This is a genomic window from Bradyrhizobium sp. Ken51, assembly GCF_055807435.1.
This window is the reverse complement of record NZ_JBVVPB010000021.1, coordinates 1-21,363: the sequence shown is the minus strand read 5'-3', so window position 1 is coordinate 21,363 and position 21,363 is coordinate 1. Positions and strand designations below refer to the sequence as shown.

The 21,363-nt window shown below is 61.1% G+C and carries 19 protein-coding genes and 2 pseudogenes; 9 read left to right on the top strand and 12 right to left on the bottom strand.

All coding sequences use genetic code 11. The features are described from left to right. Positions 1 to 583: 583 nt before the first annotated feature. Positions 584 to 1,408, top strand: a complete 825-nt coding sequence (locus AC0L27_RS28910; protein WP_275170289.1) for a papain-like cysteine protease family protein — start codon at positions 584 to 586, stop codon at positions 1,406 to 1,408. Between the two features lie 842 nt (positions 1,409 to 2,250). On the opposite strand, the gene AC0L27_RS28905 is transcribed toward AC0L27_RS28910, so the two are convergent. The 4 genes from AC0L27_RS28905 to AC0L27_RS28890 all read right to left on the bottom strand — a co-directional run bounded on the left by AC0L27_RS28905 (position 2,251) and on the right by AC0L27_RS28890 (position 5,867). Further along, on the bottom strand, positions 2,251 to 2,457 hold the full coding sequence (locus AC0L27_RS28905; RefSeq protein WP_473321090.1) for a hypothetical protein: 207 nt from the start codon (positions 2,455 to 2,457) through the stop codon (positions 2,251 to 2,253). 8 nt (positions 2,458 to 2,465) lie between these two features. Then, the gene (locus AC0L27_RS28900) at positions 2,466 to 3,581 is read right to left on the bottom strand and encodes a YihY/virulence factor BrkB family protein (RefSeq protein ID WP_473321086.1); all 1,116 of its coding nucleotides are present in this window, start codon (positions 3,579 to 3,581) and stop codon (positions 2,466 to 2,468) included. A gap of 991 nt (positions 3,582 to 4,572) precedes the next feature. After that, positions 4,573 to 5,292, bottom strand: a complete 720-nt coding sequence (locus AC0L27_RS28895) for an AI-2E family transporter (protein ID WP_473321082.1) — start codon at positions 5,290 to 5,292, stop codon at positions 4,573 to 4,575. Then, positions 5,289 to 5,867 (bottom strand): AI-2E family transporter, encoded by a 579-nt coding sequence (locus AC0L27_RS28890; protein ID WP_473321080.1) that lies wholly within the window; start codon positions 5,865 to 5,867, stop codon positions 5,289 to 5,291. Before AC0L27_RS28890 ends, AC0L27_RS28895 begins: the two co-directional genes overlap by 4 nt. Before the next feature lie 618 nt (positions 5,868 to 6,485). On the opposite strand from AC0L27_RS28890, the gene AC0L27_RS28885 reads away from it, so the two are divergent. From AC0L27_RS28885 to AC0L27_RS28870, 4 genes are all read left to right on the top strand, one after another. Continuing rightward, positions 6,486 to 6,830 (top strand): hypothetical protein, encoded by a 345-nt coding sequence (locus AC0L27_RS28885; RefSeq protein WP_473321078.1) that lies wholly within the window; start codon positions 6,486 to 6,488, stop codon positions 6,828 to 6,830. A 23-nt stretch (positions 6,831 to 6,853) separates the two neighbouring features. Continuing rightward, entirely contained in the window at positions 6,854 to 7,252 is a 399-nt protein-coding gene (locus AC0L27_RS28880; protein ID WP_473321076.1) for a phage holin family protein, read from the top strand. Next, positions 7,230 to 8,276 (top strand): DUF3618 domain-containing protein, encoded by a 1,047-nt coding sequence (locus tag AC0L27_RS28875; protein ID WP_473321074.1) that lies wholly within the window; start codon positions 7,230 to 7,232, stop codon positions 8,274 to 8,276. The genes AC0L27_RS28880 and AC0L27_RS28875 overlap by 23 nt, the downstream gene beginning before the upstream one ends. A gap of 376 nt (positions 8,277 to 8,652) precedes the next feature. Beyond that, complete coding sequence (locus AC0L27_RS28870; protein ID WP_473321195.1) at positions 8,653 to 8,751, top strand: BLUF domain-containing protein; 99 nt, start codon at positions 8,653 to 8,655, stop codon at positions 8,749 to 8,751. Between the two features lie 268 nt (positions 8,752 to 9,019). Here the strand turns inward: AC0L27_RS28870 and AC0L27_RS28865 are convergent, their stop codons facing one another. The 5 genes from AC0L27_RS28865 to AC0L27_RS28845 form a co-directional block, all read right to left on the bottom strand. Beyond that, positions 9,020 to 10,294: a DUF2130 domain-containing protein gene (locus AC0L27_RS28865; RefSeq protein ID WP_473321072.1), complete on the bottom strand. Its 1,275-nt coding sequence runs from the start codon at positions 10,292 to 10,294 to the stop codon at positions 9,020 to 9,022. A 151-nt stretch (positions 10,295 to 10,445) separates the two neighbouring features. Then, positions 10,446 to 12,011, bottom strand: coding sequence for an AAA family ATPase (locus tag AC0L27_RS28860; protein ID WP_473321070.1), 1,566 nt, complete (start codon positions 12,009 to 12,011; stop codon positions 10,446 to 10,448). Further along, complete coding sequence (locus tag AC0L27_RS28855) at positions 12,008 to 12,799, bottom strand: metallophosphoesterase (RefSeq protein ID WP_473321069.1); 792 nt, start codon at positions 12,797 to 12,799, stop codon at positions 12,008 to 12,010. The genes AC0L27_RS28860 and AC0L27_RS28855 overlap by 4 nt, the downstream gene beginning before the upstream one ends. Next, positions 12,796 to 13,347, bottom strand: coding sequence for a hypothetical protein (locus AC0L27_RS28850; protein ID WP_473321067.1), 552 nt, complete (start codon positions 13,345 to 13,347; stop codon positions 12,796 to 12,798). The genes AC0L27_RS28855 and AC0L27_RS28850 overlap by 4 nt, the downstream gene beginning before the upstream one ends. Positions 13,348 to 13,360: 13 nt before the next feature. Next, positions 13,361 to 13,813 (bottom strand): hypothetical protein, encoded by a 453-nt coding sequence (locus tag AC0L27_RS28845; RefSeq protein WP_473321064.1) that lies wholly within the window; start codon positions 13,811 to 13,813, stop codon positions 13,361 to 13,363. A 689-nt stretch (positions 13,814 to 14,502) separates the two neighbouring features. Here AC0L27_RS28845 and AC0L27_RS28840 point away from each other — a divergent pair. After that, positions 14,503 to 14,781, top strand: coding sequence for a helix-turn-helix transcriptional regulator (locus AC0L27_RS28840; protein ID WP_473321062.1), 279 nt, complete (start codon positions 14,503 to 14,505; stop codon positions 14,779 to 14,781). Between the two features lie 1,086 nt (positions 14,782 to 15,867). Here the strand turns inward: AC0L27_RS28840 and AC0L27_RS28835 are convergent. From AC0L27_RS28835 to AC0L27_RS28825, 3 genes and pseudogenes are all read right to left on the bottom strand, one after another. Continuing rightward, positions 15,868 to 16,788, bottom strand: a complete 921-nt coding sequence (locus AC0L27_RS28835) for a hypothetical protein (RefSeq protein ID WP_473321060.1) — start codon at positions 16,786 to 16,788, stop codon at positions 15,868 to 15,870. 132 nt (positions 16,789 to 16,920) lie between these two features. Next, complete coding sequence (locus AC0L27_RS28830; protein ID WP_473321059.1) at positions 16,921 to 17,205, bottom strand: transcriptional regulator; 285 nt, start codon at positions 17,203 to 17,205, stop codon at positions 16,921 to 16,923. Positions 17,206 to 17,701: 496 nt separating this feature from the next. Further along, a pseudogene (locus tag AC0L27_RS28825) lies at positions 17,702 to 17,974 on the bottom strand (3'-5' exonuclease); the annotation flags it as partial. Positions 17,975 to 18,960: 986 nt separating this feature from the next. On the opposite strand from AC0L27_RS28825, the gene AC0L27_RS28820 reads away from it, so the two are divergent. From AC0L27_RS28820 to AC0L27_RS28810, 3 genes and pseudogenes are all read left to right on the top strand, one after another. Beyond that, entirely contained in the window at positions 18,961 to 19,791 is an 831-nt protein-coding gene (locus tag AC0L27_RS28820) for an alpha/beta fold hydrolase (RefSeq protein ID WP_473321194.1), read from the top strand. A 49-nt stretch (positions 19,792 to 19,840) separates the two neighbouring features. Continuing rightward, complete coding sequence (locus AC0L27_RS28815; protein ID WP_473321058.1) at positions 19,841 to 21,058, top strand: NAD(P)/FAD-dependent oxidoreductase; 1,218 nt, start codon at positions 19,841 to 19,843, stop codon at positions 21,056 to 21,058. Positions 21,059 to 21,167: 109 nt separating this feature from the next. After that, positions 21,168 to 21,363: pseudogene (locus AC0L27_RS28810) on the top strand (MBL fold metallo-hydrolase); the annotation flags it as partial.

Below are 21,363 nucleotides of genomic sequence, written 5' to 3'. Positions count from 1 at the left end.
GCTCGCTGGGCCGCAGCCCGGATGGGCGGACTGACGGCTCGACCCTGTCAGCTAGGGGGCCCTGAATGATTGAGGAGGTTACCGCCTCGACCAGTTGGGCCGGCGCGAATGGTTTGGACTGCATCACGCTGCGCGGCACTCCGTTCGCCGCCCACCTGTGAGCGCTATCTCCAGTCACGTAGAGGATTGCGCAGCAGGGATCGTGCTGCCGCGCCAGGCGGGCGAGCTCCTGGCGCGAGATTGATGTCGGTCACCAAAGCGCGCGTCAGGAGTGTCGCGCCGAGCAGCCTGATCCCCTCCTCGCCCGATGCGGCGCTCAGGACGCCGAAGCCGCCTCGCTCAAGGTTTTCTCCAGCATCTCCCGAGGCGCCAGTATTAAGCGCGTCCTCTGGACGATTCTCACGGTCAACGGGCGCGATTACCGAAAGTGGGAACTCGCGCGCTCCGCTAAGTTGCCAGTGGTCGGGGACCGCGCGGTGGGGTGGTTGGTGGCGATACCGCGCCGCAGCAATGGCGTTGGCGAGCCATTGGCGCGCCTGTTCTAACTGCGTAGGGTGCGCATTGAAAAAGTGAGAGGTCGATCATGCCCTTGCCGCGGCCCGTGCCTTTTGTAAGCCAAGCCAATGATCCCACAGGTTGCTGGTGGGCATGTGCACGCATGCTGCGCTTATACTACGGGGGCGGCTATGCCAGTCCGCTGCAGTTGCCGGAACTCGAGAACGAAGACGGCACTCATCAACGACTGGGAGGGGACGCGTATAACAAATTTATGAGAAACGAGGGTTTAAGCTTTCTTCACAAGGACGTTCCGACTTCCACAGCGAAAGATATCGACCTAGCGCTGACCGCGCTCGGGCCAATCATGGTTAGCTGGGACGGAGGTCTACACGTATCGCTGGTCGTTGCCGTCCTCGGGGTGGACTTGTACCACCATGATCCCGCCGTTGGACCCAATCAAACGATGCCGGTGAACAGGTTCAATATTTATCGCACCGGTGGAGGCGCCTTCAAGGGTGGAATGCTGGTGCGCGACCCGCAGCTCAACCAGTGGGCTCGATACCAGAAAGAACTCGTTCTCGCATCAGACGGAGTGACAAAAAAAGATGGATGGCCGACGGGCTGGTGGCGTGTGTGGGACGGCAGCACATGGTACTATTACCTCGGCAACGACAGTATCGCGATGTCGAGTAAGACGGCGCCGTCCTCGCCCGGCCCCCCCGCCAAGCCACACAACACTGGCAGGTGGGTTTTCACTGATCCGAGTACGCTCGCGATCACTTGGAGGCAGGCCGCCGGCACTACGAAGCCGTGCGTGGAAACATTCTGGAACGCGTCGCGCGAGTGCGAGCGGATGAACGCGAATTCGAACCTGTACTCACCGCTTGTGGCGACACGGTTCGGGAAGTGAGGCGGTGCCGGAAGTCTGTCCCCGGTGTCAGCGATGCGCGTAAATGCAATCACAGCCGCCGCCGCGGCCATCCTTCACTCCCTCGAAAGCATGCCTTGATCTTGAAAATGCGGCCGGTACCGCGGATCATATCCGGTCGTGCGGCACCGCTGGGACCATCACCGCTGGTGACAGGGCCCGACAGCAAAAAGCCGCGCTGGTCGAGGGCGCGGCTTTTCCTCGGTCAAGCGCTTTCCACCATTCGCCGCGAAAGGGTTCGTATCGAGCAAGGGCGGCTAACGGGCGTCCCGCTTCCCCTGGCCTAAGGCCCTGCTCGTGGGCTCGTTTCGGAGTCCTTCGCCATTCCGCTCTGCTGCCTTGGTGGAATCGGACAGTCCTAATCGGTCTCGAAATCGTCCGAGATTGACGGCCGAATCGGGAGGCGCTGTGGTACACAGCGGTGGTCACAAAATTCGGCCGGGCCTCTTCGGAATCCTTGTTTTTCGGCGCTTTTAGCGTATCTGCGGCATAGCGGATGAGAGTCCCACTCTCTCCGCCATTGCAGTCGATCAAGATACTGAAATGGCTGTATCATCTCAAAGTCCGAAGGTTGCGGCCCCAAATTGGTGCCCAAAAGGCTGCGCGTTGAGACAGTGCGCATTGCTAGAACGGTCTATAAATGCGCGCAGCTCGGCGCGACTAACGGTTCGCGTGATCTGTTCCGAATAATCTCGAACAGTTCACTGTCGGGCAGCGCCTCGACCGAGATAGTCCGCTTCACGGTCATTGGAAAGGGACCGGGTTCATGCCGCTGAGGACAGGAAAGGCCATTGGGTATGATGCCGACCTCGTAGCGTTTAAGTTCACGATGAGGAATGGACAGCAATATAGGCTGCGATGCACCGAAGCGCCTTCCGGTCGACGTTGTCCGAACAAGCCTCGGCTGCAGCGGCCTTTTTGGATTGCGCACTGGGTGTGTTGGCCAGTAGTCCAAAGACCATGCCCGCACGTATAAAGCTGGTTGCGCCGCCAACCTTCTCAACGAGTTCGCGCAGCAGCGCTTGAACCATTTTTGCTGTCAGCGCTCGCCGCCTACCGTGTCGGCGACCTTCGCTCCTCTCGATCCGATCGGCTTGGATCTGCCGGTTGTGGTATCGCGCTCGGTCTGATGCTCCATCTCGGCATCGATCTCCGCACCGAGCAGGATGACGATGGCGGAGATCCACAGCCAGGTCATGAAGCCGATGATGGCCCCAAGCGAGCCGTAGGTTTCGTTGAACTTGCCGAAGTTTGCCGCGTACCAGGAGAACGCTCCCGACACCGCGATCCAGAGCAGAGCCGCGATCGCACTGCCCCAGGTCACCCAACGCCAGCGGGCCGTCTCGCGGCTGGGCCCGTAGCGATAGATCACTGCCAGCGCGAGGGTCAGTATGAGAAACATTGCTGGCCACCGTCCGAGCCGGAGCAATAGGTCGCCTGCGCCGGACAGGCCGACATAGTCCAGGATAACGGGCACAGCGACGATGGATCCGAGAGCGACGATGACGAACGCAATGCCGCCGAGCGTAAAACCTAATGAGACGCCATTGAGCTTGAAGAACCCACGTTTCTCCTCCTCGCCGTGGACGATGTTCAAAGTGTCGAACAAAGACTTCATGGCCGCGTTGGCGCTCCATAGCGAGGTACCAAGGCCGATGGCGAAGGTGATCCCGAGCGTGCGCGAACCCTTCGAGGATACCTTGGTGAGTTGCTCGCGAGCAATATCGATCGCTCCGCCGGGAAGAAATCCGCCCAGCTGATCCAGATGCCGCGTTATGCTGGTAGGATCGGCGAAAAGACCGTACATCGCTACTAGAGCGGCGATGGCAGGAAAAATGGCCAAGATGCTGTAGTAGGTCATGCCCGCCGCCAGCGCCAAAATGCGGTGGTTGGAGATGTTCGTGTAGACACGCAGAAGGATGTCTTTCCAGCCGCGCAGGGGAATCTCCGAGGGAGTTGTGGCCTGGCGGCCTCGCTCTTGGTCAGCGCCGTCTGCTCGCCTACGCGAGGAGGGAATAATGGATGGGCTCTCCACCTGATCCTGTTGCGTCGGCAGCAAGCGATCCGAGATGAGCGCAAGGCCGAGAAGCGCCAACGTGGACGCCAGGGACCAACCGATCGACTGCCGCTCTGAAACGTCCGATTGTTTCGTCATGCCTCTGTCGTCCTCGCCTTGCGAGCCGGGACAACATCGGTCCAATCACGATCGTTCCTGTACCGCTTCGCCTTGGACGCATGGCAGTTGCGGATTTGCACCGAGGACGATCCCCGGCCAACGAAGCAACCGCGTTTACAGCGATAATGACCCAATCGCCGCGCAGCGCCATAGACGACGACCCGCAGAGAGCCGCCCCATGGTCAGCGCCATCACGAGCCCAAGGAGACATGGCGGTAGATCCTCGGGGGGCATGCCTTTTGGACCTGCGGGACGAGGGGGTCACAGCAGCTGCGGTACGCACGTGGTCAGGCCAAGGAAGCCGTACGCTCCGCTCTACCGCGCTTGCGATGCCGCCAGGGCGGCAGTGCTGCATTGTCCCATGTCCTTACGAGCCGCCGATAGACACACATTCACCGCCTCGCGGAGCGAGGTCACGTAGTAATCGGCGCAGATGGCAGTCTGAACCTGCCGGTCTCTCAGAACGTCATCTTCAGCCGGCCACAATCCGACAAGGACGGATACGCTTGGAGCTTTTCGCTTCAGTCGTTGCAGAAGATAGCGCAGGTGCGAAGGGTTGCCTCGGATATCGAGGTAGGAGATGCAGATCATCACGGTACCTGTCACGTCTAGCGACATGATGCTCTCGCGCGAGGCGGCGTTGTACCTCGTGACCCGCGCCCCCAGACCATGCTTCCCGAGAAGTTGTGCCAACATCGCAGACGCTGCTTCATCGAGCGGTCCCTTGCCGGCAAGGCATAGAACGGGGGCCGCTCCTTGCCATGGGGCGGAAAGCGCGGATCTCTGTGGGCCACCTTCGGGCGCCGCATTGCTGGGGATGCCCCGTTGATCTCTGGGCGTGCCGGCAGGCTGCGTGTCCAGCGAGGAGGAATCATGGTCCTCGTGCTCGGCGAGTTCGCGGATGAGCCCACTTATCGTATTCCGCACACGTTCCAGATGCCTTTGGCCGATCACGCCACGTTCGGCGTCGTTAGCGGCCAGCTGCAGACCTTTTAGAGCGACTTCGTCGTAGTAGGAAGATAGTGATCGTTCCTTCAGCAGCAGTTCGGCGTGATCCCGGGCCTCGTCCGCGTCTCCCGCCAGAATGCGCTGATACGAAACTCTCGACAGGCGTGAGCGGCGGGCGATCTCCAAGCAGGATGTCCAGGAACTCGAGCCGATCAACATATCTGCCGAGCACGACCAGGCACAGCGTAAGCGGCATCGAGAGCACCAAGCCGATCGAGCCCCAAAGCCAGCTCCAGAAGATAGCAGATACCACAACCGCCAGTGGCGAAAGGCCGGTGCTGTGGCCATAGAGGATCGGTTCGATGCCCTGGCTTACTCCAAGTTCGACTACGATGTAGAGGGCCGCTGTCCAGATCGCCATCGACCATCGCGGATCGACGGCTGTCGCAAGCGTGATGGGCAAGCCTGCTGATATGAACGAGCCGATGTAAGGCACAAAGCGCAGTAGCCCGGAAAGAATGCCCCACAGCACAGGATTGGGCACGCCGATGACGAACAATCCCGCGCCGATGATTACACCGAACGCCGAATTTAATCCGAGTTGAGCGAGGAAGTATCGGCTCAGCCGCTGAGCGGCGTCGTCAAGCGCCACCGTCGTCCGATGGAGGTCCGTGGCACCGAACAGCCGGATCATCCGATCGCGCAGATCCTCCTTCTGCAGCAGCACGAAGATCGAGATCACGAGGACAATTCCCAGTGTTGCGAACGGCGACAGGATAGGGGACAGATACTTTTGGAGTAGCTCGAGCGGGCTCGACGTCGCTGGTTTTGAGCCGGGCTGGTCACCCTTGACCGGGGTCTCGGCTCCAGCCGAGCCTTGCGGTACCGTTGCACCGGCGTTGCATCGTAACCCACGCGTTGAAGCAGGCCAGAAGCCTTTTCGGCCAGGTAGGTGCGGGCGGCTTCGATCTTCTTTTCGATCGTGCCTGCATATTCGGGTGCACGGGGTGCCAATTGTGCGACCTGCGATCCGATCACCGTCCCAATCGCACCGATGATGGCAATCGCAACAAAAACAGCAATCAGCACAGAAGGTACCCGTCCCAGTCGCCACCTTCGGAGTAGATCGACCAGTGGGGCCAGCACGAACGAAAGAAGTATTGCGGCCGTGATCGGCACGAGCACTTCGCGCGCCAAATAGAGTGCCGCTATGACGACGACCCCTATTTGAAACGACAGAAGTGAGGTAATGGCAGGCGCCTCCGCGGCCGGAATGCTCTCCTGCAATGCGTTTAGGGGATTCTCGGACTCTGCCACGGGAAGCACCTCAACCGCTGACGCGGCACCAGCTTGAAGGTAGTCGGCGAACAGTTTCGGCGTAGCAAATGTTCCTGGGAGCGGCGGATGCGCGTCCCGCGGCTCTGTGGACGCCACGATGGCTCAGCCAGCACCGAAGCGAACCGCTCGAAACGGTCTGGTGCGAAGTGAAGCAGCTCACGCGCCGCCGAGAAGGCCACCGAAATTGGTGGGACGGACGGGTGGATCAACGGCGGAATTGGCGAATTGCTCGAGAGATTCAACCGAAGTAGTCAAAGTGAGGTGGCGCGGTCATGGAGCGCCTTCGCCCATCACGCCCTCCCGACGTCCCATGCACCGCATCGCAAGCGAAGCTGCTCGCTGCGGCCCTGGCTTCGCCATACCTGAAAGCTCCGCTGCTTGTCTCGCTTGTGACGTGGCTTTTGAAGCTCAAAGAGTCGCGGACGCACCCTGACAGCACCCAGGTGGCACCAAGGTGAGCGAGTTGGGTCGCGCCAACAGGATTAGATCTTTTTCCCGTTTTCCGTAGGAACGGTGCCGTACGAGCAATGTTGGAAGCCGCGGTAGCTTAGGAAGTATGCACCCGGTCGGTCGCCCTCTGATGTAAGGAATCCATAAATGCAAGCAGCAGATGCCATCGAAAAGGCGGAGAACATCGCGGAATGGCCGAAGCAATTGGGCGCAGACCAGGCCGAGCAAATGGCCAAAGCTGTCCACAAGGCGGCCAGTGAACTTGAAGAGCAGATGCCGAAAGCCGCTGAGTTCGTGCACGCGGCAGCTTCCCGGCTTGAACAAGGAGCCGAGACCTTGCGCAACCAAGGTCTGGGCGATCTCGTAACCAAGTACACCGACCTCGGGCGCAAGGAGCCGCTGGTGCTGTTCGGCGCGGCGGTCGCTGCTGGTTTCGCCGCCTCGCGGTTTCTAAAGAGCTCAGCCAGCAAATCTCACGAGGCAAGTCAATGAGTGTCCCTAGCAACTCCCGCTCGGTGCCCGACATCATTAGCGACCTGTTTTCGCAACTTGCAACTCTGATGCGGAAGGAGACGCAATTAGCTCGTGCCGAGGTATCGGAGAACGTGGCGGCGGTCGGCCGAGGCCTTGGCATGATCGTGGGAGCGGCGGTGCTCCTCATCCCCGCATTCGTCATTCTGCTTCAGGCCGGCGTTGCCGCACTCACACAGGGTTACGGTCTTGCTTCCTACTGGTCTGCCCTCATCGTCGGCGGCGCCACACTGATAGTCGGTGTGGTCCTGGCATGGATAGGTAGCAGCCTTCTCAAAGCCGAAAACTTCATGCCGAAAAGGACCGTCCACCAGCTTCAGATGGATGCTTCCGTGGCCAAACAGCAGATGAGCCCAGATCATGACCTACGCCGAGCAGCTTGAACGAGAAACAGAAGAGGCGCGAACCAGCCTCTCCAAAACCCTGGATGAGCTGCGCAGCCGGATGACTCCGGGGCAACTGCTCGATCAGCTAACCGACCGGCTTAACGACGGCGCGCCGGCTGAGTTTGCACGCAACCTGAAGAACCAAACAGTGAAGAATCCTCTTCCTGTCGCGATCATGGGTGTAAGTCTCGCTTGGCTGGTGCTCGGCTCTCGCAGCGGCTCAGGGCAAGGGATCGTGAATCGTGCCTCAGACCGGGTCAGTGATGCCGCTGGTGCCGTTGCCGAGAGCGTGCGGTCTACAGCCGAACGGGCCGGCGAGTTAGGATCTGAATGGGCGAACAAGATGTCTTCGGCCTCGTCGGACGGCGCGTCACAGGGCTCCGCCGCAGCTCGAGCTGACGGGGCAGCAGAGACGCATCGTGATGGCGACGGCTCTTGGGTGGAATCCGCACGTCACATGGCCGAGGATGCACGTGGCAAGCTTGGCTCCTTGTCCAGCTCTGCGCAGCGCGCCACATCGGAAACGTACGATGGGGTGGCGGATGGTGGGCGTCGAGCCGCGGCCTCGGTTGCCGATTCTACGAAGGCTGCCGGTCGCCGGGCGGTCGAAGCGGGCAACTCTCTTGCTCAATTCAGTCGAGAACAGCCGCTCCTAACCACCGCAATCGGAATTGCGATAGGTGCACTTCTCGGCGCGTTGGCTCCGTCGACCGAAATGGAAAATCGTCTAGCCGGGAACGTCAGTGATCAGTTGAAGGATGAGGTCAAGGAAGTGGCCTCGCAGCAGTACGAGGCGATCAAAGAAGCCGGTGAGCACGCAGCCGGAGCGGCCGAAACTGGACAGGAAGGTAACCGCAGGATTGAGGAAGCCGGTGTAAGCGCTTCCGACGGCCACGCGGCGGGAAGCGATAGAGTGTCCTTGGTGCCGGATGAGCTTCATCTACCGGTGGATCCTGACCAGGCGCTTGCGATGCAGGAGCCCCACGATGCGGCGCCGAAGGCGGGCCGTGCTCCGATCTGATGATTGGTTTGGACGAGCGGCCCGATCCAAGGCGAGCATACTCCTGAGACATCTTATGACGTGGGTTTGATGCTCGCGCCGTCCGTTCGACGCCGCTCTCTCGTCAAATGATCGCATCGGTCAGTATCGCGATGAAGCCGATCGCAGCAGGCGTGTCGCGCCAAAAGCGGCCACTGCGAGATTAAGCTAAACACTCGGTAAGGCAGGAGGGCGGCAGTAGGTCCTTAACGTTCGGACAACCCCTTGACGAAGGATTGCGAACGGAGACGCGCATGCTGTTTAGGCTCATCTACTTCAGCCGCAATCTACTCGACGCTCAGCCTTCGCGAGACCAAGCCGGCTCCTTGGATATTCTGAAAGCGGTGGAAAGAAACACCTGAGTCTCGGGCTTACAGGGGCTCTTCTATTCGACAAAGAACACTTCGCGCAGGTCCTCGGGGGTGACCGAGCGAAGGTTACCAAACTCTTCGGTTGAGACCCTTTGTGAAGCGTGGCAGCTCGGCTGGCGCATCACCGCACGGTGTGCGTTCGGCAACGAACGACGGCATGCGTTCAATCCGTTCGTGCATCTATCAGTACGACTTGGATCTGAAGACGCTCATCTGGACACGCGGCGCCGCGTACCCGCTCTCCTTCAGTCCGGTCCCGTAGCTCAGCCGGATAGAGCGACGGTTTCCTAAGTCGTGGGTCGAGAGAATAACGTGCGGTATTCCATTGTATGCGATTGGCGAATTCATCTGCTTCTACTCAGCAGCCTCACCCTTCGCCTCGATCATGAGCACGTCCAGGCTCTCGATCTCCCGCATGGCGCGGCCGGCGATGCCCTGGATGTCGCCGTACAGGCCGGCGGTGGACTCCAGCACGCCCCTGAGCTGCTCCTCGCGCTTGGCCCACAGGCGCGTCATGGTGGCGCGCTCGCGATCGAGGTCCTTCTGCATGTCGCTGAACTTTTCGACGATGGCCTCGATGCGCTGACGAAAGCGCGGCCCGGTCAGGTAGCTGTACACGATCTCGGTCTTAGTCTGCTGACCAGTCTGGGCCTGGCGGCTTGTGGCGACGTCGATCAGCAACTGCCGGAGTGCGACAGCCAGCGGAATTGCAAAGCGGGGCTCTGCCACCCAGACATTCTCGACCAGGTCGAAGCCCTCGACGCCTTTGGGAAGAACGGTCGAGACGATCAGCGCCAGCTCCGCCTTCGCGGCGCGTTGGTCATCCCGCAATTTGCCGAGCCAGGCCGGGTTCCAGGCCTTCGTCCGCTTCGATTCCCACAAGATGGTGCCGCAGCGCTGGCCGCCGGCGGAGACTACGCCGTGCACCACGTCGCCGCCGAACTCGCCCTTCGGCACCGGCTCGATCAGGTCGCTGTGGAAGCGATTCCGGAGCAGGGATTCGAGCTCTACTTCGAGCGCCTCACCCTGCAGCTGCTGCGAACCCTGATCGGCCTTGCGACGGAGGTCTTCGATTTGCCGCTGCATGCCCGCGAGTTGGGCCTCCTTTTCGGCGACCTTCGACTTGAGCGCGTCTTCCGCCTCGAGCCGCGCCTTGTCGCGCACCGCAGCCAGGTTCTCCTGCACCTTTTTCTCGACTGAGAGCTCGACCTCGCGCTTGGCGACGTCAAGTTCACGCTGCTTGCGGAGCATTTCAGCCTGCGTCCGCTGAGCTTCGATCAGTTTGGCATCGTTTGCGGCAAGCAGCTGTTGCAGGTCGGCAAGCTGCCGGTCCCGTAGACCAAGATCATCAGCGAGGGCCAGGCGGGCCTTCTTGGCCTCCGCCTCCGCGATGGCGTCGCGTTCCAGGGTCATCTTGGTCGCGATCTGCTCGTCGACGGTTTCACGGAGCTTGGCGAGATCGTCTTCAGACTGACGCAGCTGTGCTTCGCGGCGGCTGAACGCGGCCTCCTTGGCCGCGAGCTGCGCCTCGAACTGCTTGCGCGCGGCGACGATCAGGGGGGCCGCAAGGGATTCGGTCAGCTTGATCTCAGTTCCGCACTTGGTGCAGGTGATCTGGGGGTCGCTCACGCGATTGGTCCTTTGATGGTGAAGTGTGAGTGTATCCTTGTTTTCAGTATCAGCCGGGATCTCTGCCGGCGTTATCCCCGGCAATCGCGGCGGCCGTGGTAGCGGCGATGCTCGGTGCGGCGCGGGCTTCTCGTGGGGCTCTCGGCTCATATTAATTCCTCGTGGCACTGAAATCGCGTTCGCGCAGGATGACCTCGACAATGCGGCGCAACCGCCGCACAGAGCCACCCTGCCACAGCTTGGCAACCGCGACGTGTTCGTTCTCGTCGAGCGGCCGTATCCAGCGTTGATCCAGCCCGCGCTCTTTGATGAGATCCACCATCACTGCCGGCAATAAGGCATCCAAGTCCTCGGCGCCCGGCTTGGGGAACGTCACGACCAAGAACCGATCGCGGATCGGGCTCGGCAACGGGTCCAGGTTGTTGGCGGTCGCGATGAAAGAAAGTCGCGACAAATCCACATTGACCTGCAGCGCGGGATCGGGATAACGCGCGTTCGTTTCCGACTCCGTGAAGCTCAACAGGCAGTCCCAGAATCGGCCTGCCGAGTTTGCGCTGGAGGGCGCTTTTTCAAGCTCGTCGAGCAGCACCATCGGATTCGCCGTTCTGCTTCGAGCGACGGCGAGAAGCGGGTGGCAGGGCTCCGCGGACTGCCAGCGTCTGTCAGTACCGCCGAATGCCGCGTCTCCCCGAGAGCAATCAGTGCGCCATACGTGGAGGTTGAGAGTTTGGCCCAAGCTTCGAACGAACCGCGTTTTACCTCCGCCTGGTTCCCCGACTAGGATCATCGGACGGAGCTGAACGATGCGCCGGCCAATAAGATCAGATAGGACCAAGTCGATGACGCGCTCTGCGTAGGGAAACTCGAGCAGCAGTTTGCTGCGCACCTCGTGCAGCGGCGGCACCATGACGAGCGGCAGCGGCACGTTGACGACGTTCTTCAGCGAAGCGAGAATTTCCTTCAGCCGGATGTTCTTCATCTCGTCGGCGCTCAGACGAGCGACGATAAGATGATCAGAGGGCAGGGTCTCCTCCTTAGCTGGAGTCTCGCGCGAGATCTCGGCTCTTTCCTGCTCGGCCTCTTCCATCAAGCGCACCTTTTGCTCCTGCGCCTGAGTGGCTTCTCGCCAGGCAGCAGCAATGCGATGTTCCACCATGCGCGAGCCGAGCATGAGCGCATTTTCCGCGGCGGAGGCGTGCCCTACGGATATGTGAGCGCACGCAGGCAGTGCCGCCCAGCCAAAGGCGAACCGCTCCATGTCGCAACACAGTTCTTCGTCACGGTCGCGAATGATCTCGAAGGACAGCAGCAGCGCCTTTGCGACCCGAAAATAATGCTGGAAGTGAAGACCCCCTCGCGTCGCGGGTAAACAAAGCAACCGCACACAATCTGACAAGCTGCGCAGGTTCGGATCGTTATATTCCGCCGCGCGACGATCGAGCTCGGTGGCAAGCGCAAGCCCACTGTCAACATCCAGCGCAACCGCCCAAGCGGTGTTCAGCGCGAGATCCGGGCAGAGCTCGTCGATCTCGGCAATCAGGCGTTGTTCGACGTGCCTGGCGTGGTCTCCGAGTAGTTTCGCGTAACGCAGAATACGGGGCATGTTTTTCAGGTGTTTCTCGGAATCGGCTGAATCGGCTGCCGCGCCGGTCAACACATCATCGCGTGCGACCGCCGGCAGCTCGAAATCGTAGCCATCATCGCCGGTGTTGCTCATTCGATCTCCACCACCATGGCGCCGTTGAAGCTCGGGTTCTCGGAACCGTAGGCGTGTGGATTACATACGATCCGCGTCCCGCCTGCGCAGACGCGGTAGTCCGATGAATTGTGAACGTGGCCATGGACCCACAGCGTCGGCTGAAAGCGCTCGATCAGCGCGCTCTGGTCGGAGACGAAGGCGGCGGTGAGGGGATCGTTCTGAAATTTCGGGTGCACAGAATTCCAGTGCACTGCGTGATGAGTGACGACCACGGTGCTGCCGTCAAATGGTGTCGCCAAAATCCCAGCGAGGTACGCCTTAGATTCATGGTGTACCAAGGCTGCTTCCTGGGGCCTGAACCGGCGCCACGGCTGCTTCCGCCAGGTGATCAGGCGGTGATCATTCATGCCGGTCGCGCAGGTGTTCATCACTCCGAACTGATTGGCTTGACCGAAAGCGAGATAGTCGGTCCACAACGTGGCACCGACCACACGGATCGCTCGTTCGCCGTCCCGGCCGGCCAAGATCACGGTCGCGTTCTCCAGCAGATAGATGTTGAACGAGGCCGCCTGCGAACGGGCGGACGCGAGTTCTTCTGGAAGGCAGTGGCGATAGTATTCGTGGTTGCCGAGCACCATCGCGATGGGGATCTGCAGGGGCACGATGCGACGGAGGTACTGGAAGGCGCGGATCGCGCCCTCGCAGGTATCGCCGGCGACGATCACAAGGCTAACGCCGGGCGCGATCGTGATGGGCTTGACCGGATGCACGTCGCCATGGAGATCGGAGAAGATCTGGATATTCATTCATCTTGCTCCCGCTCACGATCCTGGAAAGCGGTCAGCAGCACGGCCGCCCCATCGCTGAACTCGCGGGGATTTTCCGAGCATAGCCTGCCGTAGGCGAGCCATGTGGTTGCGAGCTCGTTGGCATAGGGATGACCGAGGTCGGTCAAGCCCGTGACCTGAGCCAGAACCAAGGAAGCCGCCGCATTGCGTTCGAGGGCGCACCGCAGGAGCGCAGTCATTGCGATGTCAGTCCCCAGCGAAATCTCGCTCATCGGCATGAGCGTGAACGTGACCTCGATGGCGGCGGCCGCGTCGCCCTTTACCGCGGCCATAAGGTCGAGGTCGGCATGCAGCACGTTGATCTGCTCGAGCGCTGCGTGGAGGTGAAGGCGCTCGGGTTGGCCGAACGCCTGTGACGGGAGCCTCCGCCACCATTCGAGCGGTGAACTGTCCTCCGCCTTGAAAGGCCAGGAACGTGCACTTGCGGGGTCGTAAGCTGCCAAGCGAACCTTCGTTGCGGAACGGGGCGCCGCGGATGTCGTGCTGTCTTTCTCATTGTTGAGCATGAACGTTTGTGGCCTATCTGCTCTGTTGGTTGGGCGTGGCGCCCTTCGGGGGGCGGCGTAAAGACAGCAGCAAGCCGGTGACCTGCCAGGACGCCGCGAGCTTCGTACGCAGGCGGGCCTCCAGCGGCATCTGGCGAAGCTTATTGCACAGCGCGAGCGCCGCACCGGAATCATCGAAGGCGCACGACAGCAACAGCGTCATCGGGAAATCGACCCTGACGCCGATCGAACTGGGCGCCTTGCAGTGCATGACCATGCCGATAGCTGCATCTGCATCGCCCGAGATGGCGCGCTGCAACTGCGGGATCGTCGTGGTCGTCGCCTGCACGAACGAGATCACCTCGGCCTTGGTCGCGTCGTCGAACGCCTCGGCCGAAATCGTCCGCCAGTACTTCAGGACGCCGGGCCACGGCTCTGTCGGGGCGTCCTCCTGCCGTTCAGGGTCACCATTGTCGATGTGGTTCAAAGGCGCGCTCCATCGTTCACGCATGGCCAGCCAGCGCGTCGGGTCGGTGTTACCGTCATCATTGCTCGTGGATCAGTCTTCGGAATTATCCACGGCGGGCCGTGCAATACCTCGCCGGGCCACGAACCCGGCAAGGGGGGTTATTCGAGCGCGACTTCCTCCACCTGGAAGCGACCGAACCCGGGGGTAAAGTCGGCCCGCGCCGTACAAGCCAGCCGTACGGAAGAATTCGAGGACATTCTCGCGATTGAGCCGCGCAGTCAGATAGGTGCCGTGCACTTGCGCCTCGTCCCCGGAGGCGAAGCACGCGCGGCGGTGACCAGCAGCACTGAGCTCCGCCAGCCGAGCGGCGCTGGTTTGCCAAGCGGCGCTGCTGATGTAGCGTCCATAGTGGTCTGAGTCGCGGCCCGCAGCCTCTGAAGGGCGCGGCGAAAGTGCATGAGCGGTGGTCGCGACGGGATAGGTTTGGAAGGCGGTAAGGGCTTCGTCAGGCAGCTTTGCGGTATCGGAGAAAATCATATGGTCCTCGTGGGCTTCTTTCACTCGCACCCAAGCCGGTTGACGCTGGCTCCGACGCGCGATGTACGCGCGCGATGACCGAACTCCCGCTCAATCTTCACTGGAATAATGTCTGCGATCTAGGCTGGGAAGTCAACGGTTGCTGGAAAAATTCCAGCAAAATCTAAGGCATGGTTAACAAAATCTCACCCGCCCAAGATATCTGGCCTTCGCCACGTCTCATTCGTGCCGGGCGGGCGCTGGCCGGTGTCGACCAGGCGACTTTAGCTTTGGAGGCTGGCGTGACTCGACAGGCGGTGAGCGTCGTCGAGACGGACGAGAGCGTAAAGATGGATCCTCGTCGCCGAAAGATTCTCGAGGCAATGCAACGAGTGCTGGAAGACAAGTACGGCATTGAATTTTTCGCAGCATCCCAGAATTCCGGCGAAGGCGTGCGTTTCCGGAAGTAGCGCGAACGGACTCGCTGTGGTGGACCAAAGCTAGAAAAATTGGACAAGAGCGGAAGGCTCCGCTCAGCGGGGGAATACCTGATAGTGAACCGGCGCGACGAAGTAGGTCATGATGAAGCGGCCCTGCTCAGGAAGCTGATCACCGAGTCAGATATATATATAACTCGCGCGACCCTTGGCAGGCCGATTGACATACTCACCGGCGGCAGCGGAGCCGTCGCCTCTGCTCAACATGATCTCGCAGAAGACCCCGCTCTGAACGGGGGCCCCCGATTGCGAACAATCCTCCGATCGTACCTTCCAGAACGACATCGTGCATCGCGCGTTAGGCGGACCGCACTAACGAGCGCCCGTTGAAGGAACCGACGCGGATCAACCATGTTGCCGCGCGACGCCTCGCGAAGTCAGTGGTCCGCGCCCGCTACAGTAGGTGGCGGAAAACGGAATTGAAGGAGCCGGCGAGCACCGCGCCGCGCGCGATCTTCTCATATCGACCGCGCCCCGATTGAGGGGAGAGAGCCTGCAGGTCGTGGGCGAGGATAGTTTGAAGACCGCCACCCGAATTGCGCTTGCGTTGGACCAGAGTGTCTACCCGGTTCAAGGGCCGCCGGGCGCCGGGAAGACGTTCACGGGAGCCTGCATGATCTGCACTCTTGTGCGCGCAGGAAAGCGAGTTGGGATAGATGTGCGTGACCGAAGTCGGCGAGGGCGCAGATTGCGAGCAGCAACCGGTATTCTCGACTCGAGCAAACCTTGGCGTAGCATCGCCCGGCCGCACGAAGCGCCGACCTCGACATCACTGTGCAGCACGATGGCGTAACGCAGCCCTTCGAACGATTGCGCTACTTCGAACACGGTGGGCCAATCCGTGCCCAAAATCCGCACAGATGACGCGCGGGTCCGATCGTGAAGTCCGAAAACGACATCGCTGTTCTCCTCCTGCGATCGTCTAGAAAGTCGCTTCGTCACGGCGAGCACTCCCTCTGGTAACCGACGCCGATCATCGTCCGGCCCGAACGACATCGACGGGGGCCCGATTCCTCTACACCGGGGGCGCGGTGCCGGCCCCGGCGCCGCCGTCCGGCGTCACTCGACCTGCCACGCTTTCCTGCCGATGTGCTCGCCGGTCAGCAGTTTGGAGGCGATCGGTAAGGTGGCGCACCTCAGTCCCACACGCAGACGCCGGTGTTGCTCCTCGCCCGGCACCGGCTGGAGGAACTGCTCTAGGCCCTTGCGACGGAGGATGTTGTATTCGGTCATGCCCGGCTGTGAGGTGAGCGCGTAATCAGCGCCGGGCTGGACGTAAAACTTGCCCTCCGACAGGAAGCCCGTGGCCTGCAGCCTCTTGTGGCGGAGGCGGTAGAGTGTCGCCGGCGGCGGTGGCATCCGGTCCGGCTCGATTGGGACGACATCACCCAGGATGCGCGTGGCGGGCAGCGAAAGAGAGGGGCGGCCTGCGGTCGAACCAGGCGTTTCGAGGGGACGGAAGCCGGCGACGCCGAGGAGGATCTCCGCCTGTCGGACGAGTTGTTCGAACCCTGGGTCGAGGTTGAGGTCTCCCCCCAAGGGACGGTGAAGGTTCGCGAGCGGCACTCCGATGTCGTGAAGCCGGTCGACCAATCTCGCCTCGACGTAGCCGGCCGCAAGCTTTTGGAAGCGGGGGTCGAGAGAATACAGCAGATAGACTTGCGCGTTTTTGAGGACTTCGGCGGCGACGCGCTCGCCGATCTTCCGATCCCCGTTCCCTTGGCCGACATACACGACCGATCCGTGGACGAGATAGCAGATATTGCGGGAGGCGGAGGGGAGTTGCGCCTTCAACCGGTCGAGCTGCAGAAACGGCGCCGCGACGACGGCCAGAATGCCGCCCATGGACTGCGATCGGCGCAGTCCGCAGAGCGACGTGTCCAGAAGTTCGATCGTGGCCACGAAGGGGAATTCTCGATCGAGCAGCGGATACTGTTGGGAAACTACGGTGTCGTTGGTCGGCCCTTTGAGATCAGCCATTGTCCTCACGCTTCACGGATTGCATTGGTTACAATATGTAACCGACATTGGCGCCGACGCAAGGGCCGCGTGGTTGCGTGGTTAAGACCCGTACGTCGGGCTTGCGAGGCGTCTGGAAGGAGGCGGGGTGAACTAGCGACGTTTGGGCCGTGACAGCCGAACCCCTTCGCCCTTGCCGCCGACGGCTTTGATGAACTCAACGCCGCGTTTTTCCAGGCATGCGGCCACCTTCTCGAGCACCGCAACGCGCCGATAGTCCAGCACCACCGACTCGTCGCTTTCGAGAGCGACGATGGCCTTCCTGGAGACGTGCGCGTACTCGGCAAGCGTTGCCTGATCGATGCCGACGAGACCGCGAGCGGCCTTGATAAGATAAGGCGGTGGCCACACATCCGCCACGGGGATTTCGGTCGGCATTCCTGGCCAGGTCGGTATCCGTCGCCGCTGCAAACCGGCGACTCATCTCGCCAGACTACCGCACTTCGACAATCCGATGAAGATCGCGCGGTTAACCTGACGGGCACAAAAAGACACCAAGCGTATTGACTTGTGCGTCCCTATCTAGCCGGGTTTTGCCGGCTTGGGGATTCAGGCATGTTAAGCTCCGCCGAAAATGCGTGGAACATGAGAACCAGACGCGCTGGGATGTGCAGAGCTATCCGGGCAGCAAAACCTCGCTTCGATACTCATGCGGACATCAGCCCGCCGCATGTCGCTAGTGACCCTGGCTGTGTAAAAACGTGAAATCTCGCGAAGCGTGGAGAATCTGCTTCTCAGACGGAGCGGCGCCGCAGTTCAATATGCTCCTCACGATGCCGGAGCAGGCTTCTGAGGGAATGCTTTTCTCTGTAATTTGCGCGACACTGCGTTGTCACACAACCAAGACCCATAGCGGTCATGAGCCGCTATTTTAAGTGTCGGGCAGGACGGCGAGCGCCGGCGCGCGGGTCGTCGGTAGGTCGAAGTCCAAGATCTCCAGCAGCGCGTGACAGTCGTCCACGGCCCTGTGTGCCTGGTGGAAGTAGCCGGCTCCGTTCAGGAGATAGCCGAGTTGCGAGCCGGCGAAGCCGTGTTTGCGCCACTCGATCTCGCTCATGCTGCAGCCCCTGGCCTTGCGCTCGAACACGGGCTAGTAGCGTTCGACGGATTTTCCGCCGCCGCTGTTCTGGGCGATAACGATGACGGCAGGCGCGCATTTTCGCTTTGCGCTTCCGGTGCCGCGGGTTGCCGCACCCGACTCCAGTGTCGTTGATCTCACTGGACAGCAGTCTGCTCATTGAGCCGTCGTCGCGGAGCTGCTGGGGCGAGCGCGCAGAGCCCGTCACTATCCCAAGGTACAGGTCGATCTATCCACTGAACCAGCCGGACCGGACTCGTCGCACGATACCATCGCGTGACGTTTGCTTCCACATTTCGGGCACAGGAGGCAACGGCGTCGCGTCTCCCTATTGTGAGCATACATCTATGAACAAGCTTGTCTTACGCGATAGTTCGGAGAAGCCCGCGCCTGATAGTAGGCAGGCGCTGGATGACCGGTTCAGGCAGCAACTGAAGAATCTCCGGGCGGTATCTCGCTTAGCTGCGCGCACGGGTTCACCAAGCGCCTTTGAGCCGACTTTGGGCGGGTTATCGCCGAGGGCGTTGGGCCCCGCAATTGAGCGTTTGCGCTCAAACCCCGATGCAGGCATCTGGCTCGCCGCTCTGGCTTCTCATGCTGGCGTGTCGCGTTCCCATTTCTGTCGCGCCTTTAAGGAAAGTACCGGACCGTGGCCGTATGCCTGGGTGCGTCAGCGACGGCTTGAGGAGGCAATAGAATTTGCTCCGCCACGCAGACGCGTCGATCTCTCAAATAGCCTTCTCCGCAGCATCCATGCGGCTGACTGGCGAAACGCCAAGCGATTGGCGCAGAGACTCGCCTTAACAGCAATCGCTCTGCAAACACCTCAATCGCTCTGGGGCAATGCGAATCCCGGTTAGCTAAATCATCCTTATGACAACGCCACCTGTACGGAGATGAAAATGTCCTGGATCGTCAGTCAGCTTGCAAGTACGTCGCGGCGAAGCATGCTCGCGAGTGCGATCGCCGGCGCCGCTTCTTTAACTGTCCGGTCCTCTTCGGCCCTCGGCAAAGAAATCAATGCCTCGAAATCGGGCGCTCAAGGAACCGATCTCGTGACCTCCGTCACGACCAAAGACGGAGTGAATATTTTTTACAAGGACTGGGGGCCGAAGTCCGCCCAGCCAATCGTTTTTCACCATGGTTGGCCCCTGAGCTCTGACGATTGGGAGACCCAGATGCTCTTCTTCCTCAACAAGGGCTATCGTGTCATCGCCCATGATCGTCGAGGTCACGGTCGGTCGGCTCCGGTTAGTAATGGCCACGACATGGATCACTACGCAGCCGACGTTGCGGCGGTCGTCGATCAGCTTGATCTTCGCAATGCCATTCACGTCGGTCATTCCACAGGCGGCGGAGAGGCCGCGCGCTATGTTGCGCGTTATGGCAGAGACCGCGTGGCCAAACTCGTTCTGATCGGTGCTGTGCCGCCGCTGATGCTGAAAACGGAGGCCAATCCAGGCGGCGTGCCCCTCGAAGTTTTCGACAACCTACGTGCTCAGTTCGCGGCGAACCGCTCAAAGTTCTATCTCGATTTCGCGAGCGGTCCGTTCTACGGCTACAACCGTCCAGGCGCCGAGGCGTCGCAGGCGGTGATCTGGAACTGGTGGCGCCAGGGTATGATGGGCAACGCCAAGGCGCAATACGACTGCATTAAAGCGTTCTCCGAGACCGACTTCACCGAGGATCTGAAGAACATCGCTGTGCCTACGCTCGTTCTGCACGGGGGCGACGATCAGATCGTACCCGTTGCCGACTCCGCCCTACTGTCGGCGAAGCTGCTGAAGCACAGCATCCTGAAGGTCTACGACCTGCTACCTCACGGCCTTTGCACGACACACGCCAGCATCATCAACGCCGAGCTCCTCTCATTCATCTCGGTCTAGCTGCGTTCCGCCGACTTTTTTCCAGCACTCAGATCTACAGGAGTATTAGATGCGCCTCGTCATCATAGGCGCCGGCTTCGCCGGCATGTACGCCGCACTTTCCGCAGCCCGCCTGCGCGACATTCAGGGCGTTTCCCCCGAGGACCTCGAGATTTCACTGGTCGCACCTGAGCCGACTTTGGTGGTGCGCCCGCGGCTTTATGAGCCGAAGCCGGAGACCCTGACGGCGCCCCTTCAGCATGTCCTTAAGGCGATCGACGTCGTCTACGTGCAGGGTAGCGCAGAGACGATCGACACCAAATCCCGGTCGGTGGAAATCGTCGCTGCCAAGGGCAAGCGAAGCTCGCTCTCCTACGATCGGCTAGTCGTAGCCACCGGCAGCCGGCTGTTTCGTCCAAATATCCCAGGCCTCGCCGAGCACGCCTTCAGCGTCGACCAACTCGAGGATGCGATCGCGCTCGACCGGCATCTGCACAGTCTGGCCGATCGGCCGGAGAGGAACGGGCGCGACACCGTCGTTGTCGCGGGCGGCGGCTTCACCGGCATTGAGGCCGCAACTGAGATGCCCGCGCGGCTTCGTGCGATCCTCGGCAAGGGAGCCAAGCCGCGCGTTGTCATCGTTGATCGGAACGGCGCAATCGCTCCCGACATGGGCGAGGGGCCACGCCCGATCATTGAAGAGGCCTTGCGCAAGCTCGGTGTGGAAACTCGGCTCGGAGCCGGCGTCGCCGAGTTGGACAAATCAGGCGTCACGCTTTCGAACGGCGAACGGATCGAATGCGCGACCGTGATCTGGGCTGCCGGCATGCGCGCTGCGCCGTTGACCATGCAGATCCCCGCCGAACGCGACAATTTCGGCCGGCTGTTGGTCGACAGGGATCTGCGCGTGCTGTCGTTGCCAGGCGTCTTTGCCACAGGCGATGCCGCTCGCGCAGCGTGCGACGATTTAGGCAACTATGCGCTGATGTCGTGCCAGCACGCGACCCGGATGGGCGCCTTTGCCGGCAACAATGCCGCCGCGGAACTGTTGGGAGCGCAGACCAAGCCGTATCACCAGAAGGGCTACACCACCTGCCTGGACCTTGGCGATACCGGTGCGTTGTTCACAATCGGTTGGGAACGCAAGGTCAAGATGGTAGGCGACGTCGCCAAGAAGACCAAGCAGGAGATCAACACCGTGTGGATCTATCCGCCAAAGGCCGAGCGCGCCGCCGCGCTGGCATCCGCCGATCCCGAGCGCGTCAGCGACGTGAGCGGCTTTCTCTAACACAATACGGGCCGCGCTTCGTCGAAGCGTGGCCTATCCGGGATCTAACGCTCGATCTGGCACAGAAGTTTTCGAAGACGGATCCGATGATCCACCACAGGAGACGAACATGAACGTACAAAACACAGCACACGCCGGTAGATCGCAGCCTGAAGAGTTAGTTCCGTCGCGCTACGCGCTCAAAGTCGGCGAGATCGACGTGCTGGTCGTCAGCGATGGGGTGCTACCGCTACCCACCAAGATGTTGGGACACAACGCCGACCCGGCGGTGCGGGCGACCTGGCTGCACGACATGTTCCTGCCGC

What these genes read in the sequence shown, in the direction of transcription:
- AC0L27_RS28910 (WP_275170289.1), top strand. Translation starts at nt 584, where the DNA reads ATGCCCTTGCCGCGGCCCGTGCCTTTTGTAAGCCAAGCCAATGATCCC.
- AC0L27_RS28905 (WP_473321090.1), bottom strand. Translation starts at nt 2,457, where the DNA reads ATGGTTCAAGCGCTGCTGCGCGAACTCGTTGAGAAGGTTGGCGGCGCA.
- AC0L27_RS28900 (WP_473321086.1), bottom strand. Translation starts at nt 3,581, where the DNA reads ATGACGAAACAATCGGACGTTTCAGAGCGGCAGTCGATCGGTTGGTCC.
- AC0L27_RS28885 (WP_473321078.1), top strand. Translation starts at nt 6,486, where the DNA reads ATGCAAGCAGCAGATGCCATCGAAAAGGCGGAGAACATCGCGGAATGG.
- AC0L27_RS28875 (WP_473321074.1), top strand. Translation starts at nt 7,230, where the DNA reads ATGACCTACGCCGAGCAGCTTGAACGAGAAACAGAAGAGGCGCGAACC.
- AC0L27_RS28860 (WP_473321070.1), bottom strand. Translation starts at nt 12,011, where the DNA reads ATGAGCAACACCGGCGATGATGGCTACGATTTCGAGCTGCCGGCGGTC.
- AC0L27_RS28855 (WP_473321069.1), bottom strand. Translation starts at nt 12,799, where the DNA reads ATGAATATCCAGATCTTCTCCGATCTCCATGGCGACGTGCATCCGGTC.
- AC0L27_RS28850 (WP_473321067.1), bottom strand. Translation starts at nt 13,347, where the DNA reads ATGCTCAACAATGAGAAAGACAGCACGACATCCGCGGCGCCCCGTTCC.
- AC0L27_RS28840 (WP_473321062.1), top strand. Translation starts at nt 14,503, where the DNA reads ATGGTTAACAAAATCTCACCCGCCCAAGATATCTGGCCTTCGCCACGT.
- AC0L27_RS28835 (WP_473321060.1), bottom strand. Translation starts at nt 16,788, where the DNA reads ATGGCTGATCTCAAAGGGCCGACCAACGACACCGTAGTTTCCCAACAG.
- AC0L27_RS28830 (WP_473321059.1), bottom strand. Translation starts at nt 17,205, where the DNA reads ATGCCGACCGAAATCCCCGTGGCGGATGTGTGGCCACCGCCTTATCTT.
- AC0L27_RS28815 (WP_473321058.1), top strand. Translation starts at nt 19,841, where the DNA reads ATGCGCCTCGTCATCATAGGCGCCGGCTTCGCCGGCATGTACGCCGCA.